Annotated in this window: 15 protein-coding genes; 7 read left to right on the top strand and 8 right to left on the bottom strand. The window is 63.1% G+C overall.

The window, feature by feature from the left end:
* Entirely contained in the window at window positions 1-1,272 is a 1,272-nt protein-coding gene (hcnC, locus tag BR71_RS06005; RefSeq protein WP_043634049.1) for a cyanide-forming glycine dehydrogenase subunit HcnC, read from the top strand.
* A 253-nt stretch (window positions 1,273-1,525) separates the two neighbouring features.
* Here the strand turns inward: hcnC and recR are convergent, their stop codons facing one another.
* The 6 genes from recR to hrcA all read right to left on the bottom strand — a co-directional run bounded on the left by recR (window position 1,526) and on the right by hrcA (window position 7,258).
* Complete coding sequence (gene recR / locus BR71_RS06010) at window positions 1,526-2,128, bottom strand: recombination mediator RecR (protein ID WP_043634052.1); 603 nt, start codon at window positions 2,126-2,128, stop codon at window positions 1,526-1,528.
* 5 nt (window positions 2,129-2,133) lie between these two features.
* On the bottom strand, window positions 2,134-2,589 hold the full coding sequence (locus tag BR71_RS06015; protein ID WP_052370369.1) for a hypothetical protein: 456 nt from the start codon (window positions 2,587-2,589) through the stop codon (window positions 2,134-2,136).
* Window positions 2,590-2,659: 70 nt separating this feature from the next.
* Window positions 2,660-2,998 (bottom strand): YbaB/EbfC family nucleoid-associated protein, encoded by a 339-nt coding sequence (locus BR71_RS06020; RefSeq protein ID WP_019100549.1) that lies wholly within the window; start codon window positions 2,996-2,998, stop codon window positions 2,660-2,662.
* Window positions 2,999-3,005: 7 nt separating this feature from the next.
* Entirely contained in the window at window positions 3,006-4,910 is a 1,905-nt protein-coding gene (dnaX, locus tag BR71_RS06025; RefSeq protein WP_043634057.1) for a DNA polymerase III subunit gamma/tau, read from the bottom strand.
* Between the two features lie 73 nt (window positions 4,911-4,983).
* Entirely contained in the window at window positions 4,984-5,994 is a 1,011-nt protein-coding gene (mltB, locus tag BR71_RS06030; protein ID WP_043634060.1) for a lytic murein transglycosylase B, read from the bottom strand.
* 241 nt (window positions 5,995-6,235) lie between these two features.
* Window positions 6,236-7,258, bottom strand: coding sequence for a heat-inducible transcriptional repressor HrcA (gene hrcA, locus BR71_RS06035; RefSeq protein ID WP_043634063.1), 1,023 nt, complete (start codon window positions 7,256-7,258; stop codon window positions 6,236-6,238).
* Between the two features lie 309 nt (window positions 7,259-7,567).
* Between hrcA and recA the strand changes: the two genes are divergently transcribed.
* The 5 genes from recA (at window position 7,568) to BR71_RS22785 (ending at window position 12,856) form a co-directional block, all read left to right on the top strand.
* Window positions 7,568-8,620 carry a recombinase RecA gene (recA, locus tag BR71_RS06040; RefSeq protein ID WP_043634066.1) on the top strand — a complete coding sequence of 351 codons (1,053 nt, stop codon included), beginning with the start codon at window positions 7,568-7,570 and terminating at the stop codon, window positions 8,618-8,620.
* A gap of 8 nt (window positions 8,621-8,628) precedes the next feature.
* The gene (recX, locus tag BR71_RS06045; protein ID WP_043634069.1) at window positions 8,629-9,084 is read left to right on the top strand and encodes a recombination regulator RecX; all 456 of its coding nucleotides are present in this window, start codon (window positions 8,629-8,631) and stop codon (window positions 9,082-9,084) included.
* Window positions 9,085-9,086: 2 nt separating this feature from the next.
* On the top strand, window positions 9,087-9,545 hold the full coding sequence (locus BR71_RS06050) for an SRPBCC domain-containing protein (RefSeq protein WP_043634071.1): 459 nt from the start codon (window positions 9,087-9,089) through the stop codon (window positions 9,543-9,545).
* Between the two features lie 76 nt (window positions 9,546-9,621).
* Window positions 9,622-12,255: an alanine--tRNA ligase gene (gene alaS, locus BR71_RS06055; RefSeq protein WP_043634076.1), complete on the top strand. Its 2,634-nt coding sequence runs from the start codon at window positions 9,622-9,624 to the stop codon at window positions 12,253-12,255.
* 115 nt (window positions 12,256-12,370) lie between these two features.
* Window positions 12,371-12,856: a GNAT family N-acetyltransferase gene (locus tag BR71_RS22785; protein WP_052370370.1), complete on the top strand. Its 486-nt coding sequence runs from the start codon at window positions 12,371-12,373 to the stop codon at window positions 12,854-12,856.
* Between the two features lie 200 nt (window positions 12,857-13,056).
* On the opposite strand, the gene BR71_RS06065 is transcribed toward BR71_RS22785, so the two are convergent.
* The gene (locus tag BR71_RS06065) at window positions 13,057-13,827 is read right to left on the bottom strand and encodes a sulfite exporter TauE/SafE family protein (protein ID WP_043634085.1); all 771 of its coding nucleotides are present in this window, start codon (window positions 13,825-13,827) and stop codon (window positions 13,057-13,059) included.
* A 635-nt stretch (window positions 13,828-14,462) separates the two neighbouring features.
* Complete coding sequence (locus BR71_RS24050; RefSeq protein ID WP_143330317.1) at window positions 14,463-14,687, bottom strand: hypothetical protein; 225 nt, start codon at window positions 14,685-14,687, stop codon at window positions 14,463-14,465.
* 90 nt (window positions 14,688-14,777) lie between these two features.
* On the opposite strand from BR71_RS24050, the gene kdpF reads away from it, so the two are divergent.
* Window positions 14,778-14,867 carry a K(+)-transporting ATPase subunit F gene (gene kdpF / locus BR71_RS23345; RefSeq protein ID WP_019103745.1) on the top strand — a complete coding sequence of 30 codons (90 nt, stop codon included), beginning with the start codon at window positions 14,778-14,780 and terminating at the stop codon, window positions 14,865-14,867.
* Window positions 14,868-14,869: the final 2 nt, after the last annotated feature.

The raw sequence follows: 14,869 nt of genomic DNA on the forward strand, positions 1-14,869 counted from the left end.
ATGAGCAGACAATACGATATCGTGATTGCCGGCGGCGGCGTGATCGGCGCCTCTTGCGCCTACCAGCTGTCCAAACGCAAAGACCTGAAAATCGCGCTGATCGACGCCAAGCGCCCCGGCAACGCTTCGCGCGCCTCCGCCGGCGGCCTGTGGGCGATCGGCGAATCGGTGGGCCTGGGCTGCGGCGTGATTTTCTTCCGCATGACCTCGGCCAAAAACAAGCGCGAGGCGGCCGGCGCCGCCATCGCCGTGGACGCCAGCACCCCGCACATCCTGCCGGAGTCCTTCTTCAATTTCGCGCTGGCCTCCAACGCGCTGTATCCGGCCCTGCATCAGGAGTTGATCGAAAACCACGGCATGGATTTCAAGTTCGAGGAGACCGGGCTGAAGTTCGTGATCTACGACGAGGAAGACCAACTCTACGCCGAACACATCGCCGCACAGATCCCCCACCTGTCCGATCAAGTGCGCTGGGTGGACCAGGCTCAGCTGCGTGAAAACGAGCCCTATATCAGCCACGAAGCCACCGGCGCGCTGGAATTCCTGTGCGACCACCAAGTCAGCCCCTTCCGCTTGACTGACGCCTACACCGAGGCGGCTCGCCAGAACGGCGTTGACGTGTTCTTCAACACCAATGTCACCGGCGTGCTCAAGCAAGGCTCACGCGTCACCGGCGTTCGCACACTGGAAGCCGGCGAATTCCACTGCCACACCCTGATCAACGCGGCCGGCTCCTGGGCCGCCGAGCTGAGCCAATGGGCAACCGGCGTCGGCATTCCGGTCAAACCGGTCAAAGGGCAGATCGTGCTGTCGGAAAAAATGCCCAAGCTGCTGCGCGGCTGCATCACGACCAGCGATTGCTATATCGCGCAGAAAGACAACGGCGAGATCCTGATCGGCAGCACCACCGAAGACAAGGGCTTCGACGTCACCAACACCTATCCGGAAATCGCTGGCCTGGTCAAAGGCGCCATCCGCTGCCTGCCCGAAATGCAAAACATCAACATCAAGCGCTGCTGGGCCGGCCTGCGCCCCGGTTCGCCAGACGAACTGCCCATCCTGGGCCCGATGCAAGGCGTTGACGGCTACCTGAACGCCTGCGGCCATTTCCGCACCGGCATTCTGACTTCGGCCATCACCGGTGTAATGCTGGACGCGCTGGTGCGCGGCGAGACGCCGCCGCTGGACGTCACCCCCTTCCTGGCCGACCGTTTCAACGCTCCGGCCACCCAACCGACGGCACAGGAAGCCGTGGAACCGGCGCTCTCCTAAAACGCGAAAGCCCGCATGCATGCGTGCGGGCTTTCACACTGATTCAGATGTTCCTCTGTTACAGGCCGGCTAGTCCGGCCTGCTTTTTTTTGCCCTCCTGGCCAGCCCTACAAAGCGGCTCACCGTCTCGCAAGCAAAGACGAGACAAGGCGGAAGCGAGCAAATAGCAGAATGGCCAAGTGGCACATGAGCATTCTGAGCTTGTACTCACCGAGCAAGGCTCCACGAAGCGCGGCAGACTTTGAACAGGTTCTTACTGGCCAATGCCGCGGCGCTCATATACCGCCTGCGCCAAAGTGCCCAGGTCGACGTATTCCAGTTCGCCGCCCACCGGCATGCCGCGCGCGATGCGCGTCACCTTCAGGCCACGCTCCTTCAGCAGCTCGGCGATCATATGCGCGGTAACCTCGCCCTCCGCGGTGAAATTGGTGGCGATGATCACCTCCTGCACCTCGCTGTCCGCCGCCCTCACCAGCAGCTTGTCCAGATTGATGTCTCGCGGGCCGACATTGTCCAGCGGCGAGATGCGGCCCATCAACACGAAATACAAGCCATCGAAGCACTTGGCCTGTTCCAGCGTCAGCAGATCCGCCGGCATCTCCACCACGCACAGCAAATCCTGACGGCGCTCCTCGTCGGCGCAGATCGGGCACAGCGGCGTTTCGCTGAAAGTATTGCAACGCTCGCAGTGGGTCAGCTGAGTCAAGGCCCGGTCCAGCGCGCGCGCCAGCTTGTCCGCGCCCTTCTTGTCGCGTTGCAGCAGATGGAAAGCCATGCGCTGCGCGGTTTTGGGGCCGACGCCCGGCAACACTTTCAGAGCGGAGATCAGGTGATCTAGAGCGGGAGGGTTCTTCATCGCTTTCACAATCGGTAAAAACGGCGGCGCAAACGCGCATGCCGCCAGGCAAAGACCAGACGGAAAATGCCGTAATGCAGTGTCAAAAGCCAGGGGGCGCGCGGCGCGAAGCCGACGCGATCCACTACTTCGCAGCCATCGGGCAAGGCGCGCACCCGCCGCCGGTGCAGCCAGCGCCGCTGGGTCAGCATGGTCGAACGCTCGTCGAAGGCGCCCGGTTCCAACCGCGTCAGCCCCAAGTCATCGTATTCCACCGGCAGCAGGCCAAACAGCAGAATCCAGCAGCGTCCGATTTGCGCCGGTGGCGTCAGCCCGGCAGGCAGGGCCTTGCCCGGCAAGCGCATGTGGAGCCAGGGCCACAATTCGTCGTTGATGCCGACGGCGCGGGTGGCGTGCGCCCACACTCTGTCAGCATTCACGCTCAGCCGGCTACGCACGGTGAAATGGGCGAATCGGCGCATGGCTACCCCGGGATCAACGCAAAAATGGCCCGGCGCGCGCCGAGCCATCCGGATGCCGAAATCGTCGCGATCAGAACGGCAGCTTCATGCCGGCCGGCAGGTTCAGACCCGCGGAAAAACCGGACATCTTTTCCTGGGTGGTGGCTTCCACCTTGCGCACCGCGTCGTTGAACGCGGCGGCGATCAGGTCTTCCAGCATTTCCTTGTCTTCCTTGGCGTCGTCCAGCAGGCTGTCGTCCAGGCTGACGCGCTTGACGTCGTGAGAGCAGGTCATCACCACCTTGACCATGCCGGCGCCGGATTGGCCTTCCACTTCCACCTTGGCCAGTTCTTCCTGCGCCTTTTTCATATTATCCTGCATTTGCTGGGCCTGCTTCATCAGGCCGGCGATGCCACCTTTGCCAAACATAATCGTTTCACTCCTTCACGGGTTGAATGGTTTCGATGAGCAGCGTCGCGTCGAATTCGCGCACCATTTGCTGCACCACCGGATCGTTTTTCATATTCTCGCGCGCGATGTTCAACTGCTCCTGCCGATGGCGAGCGTCTTTCATCGCCGGCGTTTCCAGGCCCAGCTCCTCCACCGTCACGGCCAATTCCACCGGCCGGCCGAAGCGTTCGCTCAGCGCTAACTTGAGCTTGTCCTGATAATCGCGGCTGGTCATGTGGCGGAAGCTCTCCGGCACCGCCAGCGCCAGGCGATCCTGGCTCCAGTCCTTCAATACCGCATTATGGGCCAGCATGCGCGCCGCGCCCAGCTTAGCGCCCAATTCGGTCACCAAGGCCTGCCAGTCGCCGTCAAACTGATAATCGACCGCTTCCTCCGGCTCTTGCTGCAGATAGGACGGCATCTCCTCGTCCGCCGCGGCGCCCTGATCCCAAGGCACATCGTCGGGGCTGACGTCGCCGTCGCTATCATCGTCCTCGTCATCCGCGGCTTCCGGCTTGGCCGGCGGCACGACCGGGCGGGCCGGAGCAGCTTGCGGCGCGGCTTGCGGAGCCGGCCTGGCTTCCGGCGCGGCAGGCTCGGGTTCGGGTTCCGCCGCCGGGGCGCTTTCCTGTGCTGGGGGCGGCGCGGACTGACGCGGAGCCGGCGAACTCAGGCCGGCGGCCTGCAAAGCGCGCGCGGCCGGCGAAATCCCCCCAGGCGCGGCCGGGGCCGACTGCGCTGGCGGCTGTTGCGGCCGCGTAGACGCGACGGCGGCAGGCCGCGACGGCGCGGACTCCGGCTGCGTGTTGGCCGGGTGGAAGGCCAGCATGCGCAGCAGGGTCATATTGAAACCGGCGTGCTCGTCCGGCGCCAGCGCCAAGTCTTTGCGGCCATGAATGGCGATCTGGTAATACAGCTGCACGTCCTGCGGCGAGATGGCGTCCGCCAGTGCCTGCAACGCGTCGCGTTCCGGCTCGTCCTGGGCGATCGCCTGCGGCACGGTCTGCATCAGCGCCAACTGCTGCAGCAAGACCGCCAATTCGCTCAACGCGCCTTCAAAGCTGACGCCGCGCTCGGCCAGGCTGTCGGCTTGCGCCATCAGCTGCGGGCCGTCGCCGGCCGCCAACGCCTGCAGCAAAGCAAACAGGTAACGGCGGTCCACCGCGCCCAGCATCGCGCGCACGCCGTCTTCCTTCACGTCGCCCAGACCGTAGGCGATGGCTTGGTCCAGCAGCGACTGCGCGTCGCGCATGGAGCCGGCGGCCGCGCGGCCCAGCAAGGCAAGCGCCGGCGCTTCGTAGGCTATGCCTTCCACATCCAACATATGGGCCAGATGGCCGGCCACTTGCTGCGGCGTCATATTGCGCAGCGAGAACTGCAGACAGCGGCTCAACACCGTCACCGGCACCTTCTGCGGGTCGGTGGTGGCCAGGATGAATTTGACGTGGGCCGGCGGCTCCTCCAGCGTCTTCAGCATCGCATTGAAGGCGCTCTTGGACAGCATGTGCACTTCGTCGATGATGTAGACCTTGAAGCGGCCGGAAGTTGGCGCGTACTGAGCGTTTTCCAGCACTTCGCGGATATTGTCGATGCCGGTGTTGGACGCGGCGTCGATCTCCAGCAAATCGACAAAGCGGCCGGTGTCGATCTGACGACAGGCCGAGCATTCGCCGCAAGGCTCCGCGGTGGTGCCGGTTTCGCAATTGAGGCTCTTGGCCAGAATCCGGGCGATGGTGGTCTTGCCCACCCCGCGCGTCCCCGTCAGCAGATAAGCGTGATGCAGACGCTGTTCTTTGAGGGCGTTGGTCAAGGCGCGCACCACGTGCTCCTGGCCGACCAGATCGGCAAAGCGCTTGGGACGCCACTTACGGGCAAGGACTTGATAGCTCATGGGGGCGGATTTTAATGGCAATTGCCGCGCGTGGCGACAGGTTTCGCGCCGCCGCGGCGGGCGGCGCGCGGCGTCACGGCTGGGCGGCGGCCTGGCCCGCCAGGTAGCGCTGGCGCAGCTGATCCGCGATTTCCTGCACTGCCTTGGCGTACAGCGTGCTGCGGTTGTAGCGGGTAATCACGAAGAAGTTGTTGAGGCCCAGCCAGTATTCGGTCACGCCGGGCGCCGTTTCCAGCGGCACCAGCACCGCCGGCACGTCGTCGGCCACCGGCGACTGCGGCGTCACGCCCATTTTCTTCAACTCGCCCACGGTGTAATGCAGATTGAACTTGTCGGCGATCAGCTGATCGATCTGTGGCCCCGGCTGGACGCTGGCCGGCAGGATGACGTCGTCGCCGTGGCGCCAGCCGTGGCGCTGGAAGTAATTGGCCACGCTGCCGATCACGTCGTCCGGATCGCTCCAGATGTCGCGGTGACCGCTGCCGTCGAAATCCACCGCCCATTTTCGGAAGCTGGACGGCATGAACTGCGGCCAGCCCATCGCCCCGGCGTAAGAGCCCTTCAGCGTCAGCGGGTCCTTGCCCTCCTCCTTGGCCAGCAGCAGGAATTCGGTCAGCTCCTTGCGGAAGAATTCGGCGCGGCGCGGGTAATCGAAGCCTATGGTGGACAAGGCGTCCACCAAGCGGAACGATCCGGTGTTGCGGCCGTAATGGGACTCCACGCCCAGAATGGCGACGATGAGCTCCGGCGCCACGCCATACTGCTGCTCGGCGCGCGTCAGCGCGGCGGCGTTGGCGCGCCAGAACGCCACGCCGTCTGCGATGGTCTTTTCTCCCACCGTGGAATTGCGGAACTGATACCAGGGCCGCGAGGTGGACGGCTTATCCAGTATCTTGATGATGTTGGGCTTGAGTTCGACGTTGGCGAATACAGCCTCCAGCTCCGGGCGGTTGAACTGGCCGCCTGCCACTTGCTCGTCGATGTAGCGCTGAACGTCCGGACGCGCCAGGAAAGCCGCGTCGGCCTGTGCCAGCTGGAAGGAGAACAGGGCCGCCAACGGGGCCAGTTTAAGCAGAGATTTCATGGGCTGGTTTCTGAATAAGCGTTTTTGACTTAGCCGCGCTTCTTTAAAAAAGAGCGCGGCGCGAAAACTAAAAGCCGCCGAACGGCCGGCTCCTGGCGTTAGAGCCTGTTTACGAGCTCGCGAGCAAGAGCGAGACAAGGCGAAAACGACCGAAAAAGCGGAATGGTCAAGTGGTACATGAGCATTTTGAGCTTGTTTTTAACGCTGTATCGCCGCAGCGCGGCAGATCGTAAACAGGTTCTTAGACCCGGAACGACAAGGCGCTGGATACCAAGCGCGCGGTAATATCGACAATGGGTATCACCCGCTCGTAAGCCATCCGGGTGGGGCCGACCACGCCCAACGCGCCGACCACCTGCCCGTTGATCCGGTAAGGCGCCGTCACCACCGAGCATTCGTCCAGCGTCACAACGCCTGACTCCTCGCCGATGAAAATGTTCACGCCCTGCGCTTCCCGCCCTTGATTCAGCAGCTTGAGCAGCTCGGTCTTGCGTTCGAACACGCTGAACAACTGGCGCAACCGCGACAAGTCCTCGGACAGGTCGCTCACCTCCAGCAAGCGGCTGCCGCCGGCCACCACCACCGCGGCGCTGCTGGCGGTCATCGAACTCTGCCCCAGGCGGATCGCCGCCGACATCAACTCGGCGATGTCGCCCTGCAACTGACGCAACTCGTCCGCCACCCGGCTGGCGATGCTGCCCAACCCCTGGCCAGCGTAATGCTGATTGATGAAATTGCCGGCCTCTATCAGCTCCGACGGCGTGTAGTCGCGCTCAGTCGTCAGCAAGTGGTTCTGCACGTCGCCGTCCAGCGTCACCAATATCATCAGCACACGCCGCTCGGACAGACGCAGGAATTCAATCTGGCGGAAAGCGATGTCGGAACGCTGCGGCGTGACGATCACGCCGGCGAAATGAGTCAGTTCGGACAACAGCGAGGACGCGGACTGGGCGACGCGCTGCGGGCTGTCCGGCTGCAAATTCAGCTCCAACTCGTGCAGCGCCGCCTCTTCCAAGGGCTGGATGGTGAGCAGACGGTCGACGAACACGCGGTAGCCGCGCGCGGTGGGCACCCTGCCCGCCGAGGTATGCGGGGCCGCGATCAGCCCCATCGCCTCCAGTTCCGCCAGCACGTTGCGGATGGACGCGGACGACAGTTCGACGCCGGGCAGCATTGACAGGGTTTTGGACCCCACCGGCTGGCCGTCGACGATATAGCGTTCGATCAGAACCTTGAGCAGGTGTTGCGCGCGTTCGTTCATCATGATGGCTTCATTGTACACAGGGTGGACACTTGTAAAAGTGGTCGCAATCACAACTTTTTCAAGCGAGATCGCGGTTTCCCGTTCCGAAGGACGGTATCGCCGGCAAGCGGCTCTGCCGTTGACCAAGGCTTTATGAGATAATCGACGACATCTTTTCGACTATCGGCGCGGCAAGCGCGAGCGCGGCGGGGCAGCCCCGCCGGCGCCGCGCAAACCCCTGTCCGGCATCGGGTTTTTCCCGCCGCCATGGACGCGGGCCGCCGCTAGCCGACCATTCATTTTGTTTAGCGCCCCCACACTGGAGACAGCATGGCATCCGAAGACAAGAGCAAAGCGTTGGCCGCGGCCCTTGCCCAAATTGAAAAGCAATTTGGCAAGGGTTCGATCATGCGCATGAGCGACAACCAGATCAACGAAAACCTGCAGGTAGTCTCCACCGGCTCGCTGAGTCTGGACTTGGCGCTTGGCGTCGGCGGCCTGCCGCGCGGCCGCGTGGTGGAAATCTACGGCCCGGAGTCGTCCGGTAAAACCACCCTGTGTCTGCAAGCGGTGGCCGAGATGCAAAAATTGGGCGGCACCTGCGCCTACATCGACGCGGAAAACGCGCTGGACCCGCAATATGCGCAAAAGCTGGGCGTCAAGGTCGACGACCTGCTGATCTCGCAGCCGGACACCGGCGAGCAGGCGCTGGAAATCTGCGACATGCTGGTGCGCTCCAGCGGCGTCGATCTGATCGTGATCGACTCGGTGGCCGCCTTGGTGCCCAAGGCTGAAATCGAAGGCGAGATGGGCGATAGCCACGTGGGCCTGCAAGCCCGCCTGATGAGCCAGGCGCTGCGCAAGCTGACCGGCAACATCAAGCGCACCAACACCCTGGTGATCTTCATCAACCAGATCCGCATGAAGATCGGCGTGATGTTCGGCAACCCGGAAACCACCACCGGCGGCAACGCGCTGAAGTTCTACGCCTCCGTGCGCCTGGACATCCGCCGCACCGGCGGCATCAAGAAGGGCGAGGAAGTGATCGGCAACGATACCCGCGTCAAAGTGGTGAAGAACAAAGTATCGCCGCCGTTCCGCCAGGCCGATTTCGAAATCCTGTACGGCGAGGGTATCTCCCGCCAGGGCGAAATCATCGAACTGGGCGTCAAGCACGGCTTCATCGATAAATCCGGCGCCTGGTACGCCTACAACGGCCAGAAGATCGGCCAGGGCAAGGACAACACCCGCGAATGGCTGAAGGCCAACCCGGAAATCGCGGCCGAAGTGGAACGCAAGATCCGCGACGCGGTGGGCATCAAAGTGGAAATCACTGAAGGCCAACCGGACGAAGAGTTCGCGGACGACGCGCTCGACGCCTGATTCCCTGAATGGAAAAAAGCCTGAGGGCGCGAGCCGTCGATCTCCTGTCCCGCCGCGAATACACGCGGCGGGAACTGGAGCGGCGGCTCGCTCCGTTTGCGGAAAGCCCGGAACAACTGACCGCGCTGCTGGACGAGCTGGCCGAGCGCAGCTGGCAGTCCGATCAACGTTTCGCCCAACAGTTCGCCGACAGCAAGGGGCAACGCTACGGCAGCCGCCGCCTGCAGCAGGAAATGCGCCAGCGCGGCGTGGATGCCGAGCTGATCCGCGACGCGCTGCAAGGCCGCGACGACCTTGCCGCCGCCCAGGCGCAGTGGCTGAAGAAGTTTGGCCACTTGCCGGCCACGCCGCAGGAACGCGCGCGCCAGATCCGCTTTCTGGCCGGACGCGGCTTCCCGATGTCGGTGATCGGCAAGGTGCTCAGCGGCGTCGACGACGACGACTTTCCCGCCGACGAGGACTAAGCATGCAAACGCGCAGCATCGCCACCCATATCGACATCGACGCTGCGCCGTCCGCGGTCTGGCGCGTGCTGTGCGACTGGGCCGCCTACCCGGAGTGGAACCCCTTCATCGTCGGCCTGCACGGCCGCCAACAGATAGGTTCGCGCCTGGTGGTCAGCATTCACCCGCCCGGCCGGCCGCGCCTGACCTTCCGCCCGCGGCTGGAAGTCTTGCAAACGACGGATGAACTGGCGTGGCTAGGACGCGCGCTGCTGCCGGGCCTGCTGGACGGCCGCCATAGTTTCCGCCTGGAAGCGCTGGCGGACGGAGGCACCCGGCTGCATCACGGCGAAACTTTCAGCGGCCTCTTGCTGCCCTTGTTCGGCCAGGCGCTGCTGGCCGATGCCCGCAAGGGTTTCGAATTAATGAACCAGGCGCTCAAGCGCCGCGCCGAAACCCTTGCCAGCGCGGGCGCGGCTTGACACAATCAGCTGTCCGCGCCGCTCTGGGCTTGAGCCCCCAAAGCGGCCCAGAATTCGCAATCTTACGAAATCAAACATGAAAACCTCTGAAATTCGCCAGAAATTCCTGGATTTCTTTGCCGGCAAAAACCATCAGGTGGTGCCTTCCAGCAGCCTGATTCCCGGCAACGACCCCACGCTGATGTTCACCGTCGCCGGCATGGTTCAGTTCAAGGACGTATTCCTGGGCTTTGAAAAGCGTGATTACACCCGCGCCACCACCAGCCAGAAATGCCTGCGCGCGGGCGGCAAGCACAACGACCTGGAAAACGTCGGCTACACCGCGCGCCACCATACCTTCTTCGAAATGCTGGGCAACTTCAGCTTCGGCGACTACTTCAAGCAAGACGCGATCACCTTCGCCTGGGAATTCCTCACCGGCGAGCAATGGCTGAACCTGCCCAAGGACAAGCTGCTGGTCACCGTCTACGCCTCCGACGACGAAGCCTACGACATCTGGCACAAGAGCGTGGGCCTGCCGGCCGACAAGATCATCCGCATCGGCGACAACAAGGGCGCGCCGTACGCCTCCGACAACTTCTGGACCATGGGCGACACCGGCCCCTGCGGCCCCTGCACCGAGATCTTCTACGACCACGGCCCGAGCGTGGCCGGCGGCCCTCCGGGCAGCCCGGACGAAGACGGCGACCGCTTCATGGAGATCTGGAACAACGTGTTCATGCAGTTCAACCGCGACGAGTCCGGCACCCTGCATCCTCTGCCCAAGCCGTCGGTAGACACCGGCATGGGCCTGGAACGGCTGTCCACCGTGCTGCAACACGTCAAGTCCAACTACGAGACCGACGCGCTGGCCTGCCTGGTGCGCGCCGCCGCGCGCGAAACCGGCGTTGCCTACAGCCAGGACGTGCCGTCGCTGAAAGTGATTGCCGACCACATCCGCGCCTGTTGCTTCATGGTCGCCGACGGCATCCTGCCGTCCAACGAAGGCCGCGGCTACGTGCTGCGCCGCATCGCCCGCCGCGCCATCCGCCACGGCTACAAGCTGGGCCAGAAAGGCCTGTTCTTCCACAAGATCGTCGCCGATCTGGTGGCCGAGATGGGCGACGCCTATCCGGAACTGCGCGAAAAGCAGGCGCATATCGAAGACTCGCTGCGCGCAGAGGAAATCAAGTTCGCCGAAACGCTGGAAATCGGCATGGGTCTGGTCGACTCCGCCCTGGAAGGCGGCAAGACCGAGCTTGACGGCGACACCATCTTCAAGCTCTACGATACCTTCGGCTTCCCGGTGGACCTGACCGCCGACATCTGCCGCGAACGCAACATCCACGCCGACCTGGAAGGCTTCGAGCGCGCGATGGAAGCGCAACGCGAGCGCGGCCGCGCGGGCTCCAGCTTCAAGATGACCGGCAAGGTCAGCTACAGCGGCTCGGACACCTGCTTCCACGGCTATGAATCCGCCAGCACCGACGCCAAGGTATTGGCGCTGTTCAAGGGCACCGAGGCCGTCTCCTCGCTGGAGGCCGGCGAAGAAGGCATCGTGGTTCTGGACAACACTCCGTTCTACGCAGAAGGCGGCGGCCAGGTCGGCGACGTCGGCGAGATTTCGCTGCAAGGCGGCATCGGCGCGCTGTTCGACGTCAACGACACCCAGAAAATTCAAGCCGCGGTATTCGGCCACAAGGGCAAGCTGGCTCGCGGCCGCCTGGCCGTGGGCGACAGCGTGACCGCCACCATAGACCTGCACGCGCGCGCCTCCAGCGCCCGCAATCACTCCGCCACCCACCTCTTGCACGCGGCGCTGCGCCACGTGCTGGGCGACCATGTCGCGCAGAAGGGCTCGCTGGTGAATCCGGAGCGCACCCGCTTCGACTTCGCCCACGGCGAACCGGTCAGCGCCGAGCAAATCGCCGAGCTGGAGCGCGTGGTCAACCGCGTGATCAGCCACAACCTGCCGGTCAAGGCCGAAGTGATGAGCATGGAAGCCGCGCAGAAGTCCGGCGCGATGATGCTGTTCGGCGAAAAATACGGCGATGAAGTGCGCGTGCTGACCATGGGCGACTTCTCCGCCGAACTGTGCGGCGGCACCCACGTGCAACGCACCGGCGACATCGGGCTGTTCAAGATTGTGGCGGAAAGCGGCGTTGCCGCCGGCGTGCGCCGTATTGAAGCCGTCACCGGCGAAGGCGCCATCGCCCACATCCAGGCTCAGGACGCCTTGCTGAAAGAAGCCGCCGGCGCGCTGAAAGCGCAAACGCTGGACGAGGTAGCCGTCAAGATCGGCAGCCTGCAGGACAACGTCAAGAACCTGGAAAAAGAGCTGGCCAAGCTCAAGGGCCAATTGGCCGCCTCCGCCGGCGACAGCCTGGCCGACGGCGCAGCCGACGTCAACGGCGTCAAAGTGCTGGCGGTGGAACTGCCGGGCGCGGACAACACCGCCTTGCGCGAAACGCTGGACAAGCTGAAGGACAAGCTGGGCTCCGCCGCCATCGTGCTGGCCGCCAAGGGCGACGGCAAAGTGGCGCTGGTGGCCGGCGTCACCGCCGATCTGACCGCCAAGCTGAAGGCCGGCGAACTGGTCAACTTTGTCGCCCAGCAAGTGGGCGGCAAGGGCGGCGGCCGTCCGGACATGGCCCAAGCCGGCGGCACTCAGCCGGAAAACCTGGCCGCGGCCTTGGCCGGCGTGCAAGCCTGGGTGGCCGGCAAACTCTAAGCCGCACGCCACGCTACGACAAAAGACCGCGCAAGCGGTCTTTTTTTTGCCTGCCTTTTGCCAAATGGGCCAAACCGCGCGCATGCTGTAGCGGGACAACGCAGCGGAAACCGCCATGAACTCGCTCGACACGCTGGAACTGCGCGCGGCGCGCGCCGACGAATTGCCCGCCGTACTGACCTTGATCACCCTCGCCTTCCAACCGCTGGCCGCGCGTTTGCCCAGCCGCCCCACCGCGCTGGACGAGACCGAAGACAGCCTGCGCCAGCGCCTGGATGCAGGGGGACAAGTCTACATCGCCAGCCGGCAGGATACGCCCTTGGCCTGCCTCATCACCGCGCCGCTGAACGCCGCTGCGGTGGAATGCAAACGCGTGTGCACCCACCCGGACTGGCAGGGCCAAGGTCTGGGCAAGCGCCTGATGCTGCACAGCGAAGCCCTCCTGAAACAACAAGGTCTCATCCGCATCCAGTTGGCCACCCGCGCCAGCATGCCGGCCAATCTGCGCTTTTATCAGGCGCTGGGCTATCGCATCATCGCGGAAGAGCCTTACCCGACAGGCATTGCCGATCTGCGCATCATTCTGGAAAAACAATTGTAGCCGGCGGACGCGGCTTTCTTGTTCCAAATCAAGGGCGCAAGAATTACGAAACCCTAATATTAAGAGGCTTTAATTTTGGCTTCTCCTTTTGTTGTTTGCATTTCAGCCCTGCTCGCCTCTCCGACCAGGGCGTTTTTTTGTGCGCGGACATGAAAAAAGGCGGCCCGAGCCGCCCAGTTACCGTGAAGCCGCGCCGCGGCTCAAAACACCAGCTTGCCCCCTATCACCGCCAACATCACCGCCAGCGCCGGCCGCAGCCAGCCCTCCGCCAACTGCCGCGTCAGCTTGCTACCCAGCCAGATGCCGGGCAAAGAGCCCGCCAACAGATTAAACAGCAGCGAGAAATCGACATTTCCAAGCCCGGCATGCCCCAGGCCCGCCACCAGGGTCAGCGGCACCGCGTGAGCGATTTCCGTGCCCACCAGCCGCGAAGTCGGCAAGGCCGGATACAGCAGGAACAAAGCCAGCGTGCCCAGAGCGCCGGCGCCGATGGAACTAAGCGTCACCAAGACGCCCAGCACCACGCCGGTGGCCACGGTCAGCCCGACCCGCGGCTCGAACGACAACTCAGCGGCGCCGGAGCGGCCCAGCCAGCGCAGCAGCAAGGGCTTGCCCAGGATGGCGGCGGCGGTCAGCAACAGCGCCGCGCCCAACACCAGCTTGAACAGAGTGTCCAGCATCTTCTCCGGCAGATGCAGATAAGACAGGCCCGCCAGCACCAACAAGGCCGCCGGCACGCTGCCGACTGTCAGCCAGCCTGCGATGCGCCAATCAACATGGCCCTGCCGGTGATGCACCGTCACCCCGCCCATCTTGGTCAGGGCCGCGTACAACAGATCAGTGCCAACCGCGGTGGCCGGAGAAATGCCGAACCACAGCAAGATAGGCGTCATCAAAGAGCCGCCGCCCACACCGGTCAATCCGACAATAAAGCCCACCGCCAGCCCTGCGATCGCATACCCCCACTCCATAAAACCCGCTCCTTGGCCGCGCCATTCGATAGCGGGATGCTACGCCAGTTTCATATAACGATTTATACCGTTTTGAAACAACATTATTCGAAAAGTGATTTACCTCAAAGACTTGCTTCAACCGCCCTCCGAATCATGCTGCGGTAACATCGCGCCGGTAGCGTGAAAAGGCGGAGACGGCAAGCAAACGCAACTTTTGCTTCTAACCGTAACCAAGCAGGGCTTTACAAATCTTCAAAATAGCGTCAATGTCAAAGGGTCAGGGTTTGCCCTGGCCTCACACAAGTACGTGACCGAGAGGTGCAAGGATGATGACTTCCCGTATTCCTCTGAGTGTTCGCAGAAAGCAGGCTAGAGACCAGCACGAGAGTTTTCTCTATGCAGTTGCAAAGCCTCAGTTGAGTGATGCTGAGAGGTCGCGCCAGCAGAAAGTGCGCCAACGCGCACATGATCGGGACGATGCCCGGTTCCTGGCCGACCGCTGCGACGACCTGTTCTGAACACCCGCCCGGCGGATTTCCGCCTCATGACGGCTAGCGACCCAGCCTGACGCCAGGCCGCAGCCCTACTCGCTTGCAAGCCGCGGCGCTGCATCTGTTCTGCGCCGCAGCTTTACTGTTTTTCCTCTTTCCCCGCTACCACCCCCGCCAGGCCACTGCCAGCAAGCCGTGTGCGCTCCCTAGACTCATCCCCGCGTATAAAAAAAATCCGTTTTCCCGCCCAAATCTGGCTTGAAATGAAATAAAGGCCAGTTTTTCAAACATTTTTATACGATTTTTATCCGCTACCATGGGGTTTTGTCGGGTTTTTGACGTGCGCTTGCGTACCTTCTCATTACTGATTCGAATGGAGATTTTCATGATGGATGCCGTCTATCTGGGACTCGTCCTGCTGTTTGGCGCGCTGAGCTACGGCTTTGTCGTCGGCTGCCAACACCTGGGAGAAAAGAAATGAGCGTCTGGTATCTGCTTAGCGCGCTGATCGCGCTGGGCCTGCTTGGCTATCTGATCTACGCACTGCTTAAGCCGGAGAATTTTTAATC

The organism is Chromobacterium haemolyticum DSM 19808 (assembly GCF_000711885.1).
Taxonomy (GTDB): Bacteria; Pseudomonadota; Gammaproteobacteria; order Burkholderiales; family Chromobacteriaceae; genus Chromobacterium; species Chromobacterium haemolyticum.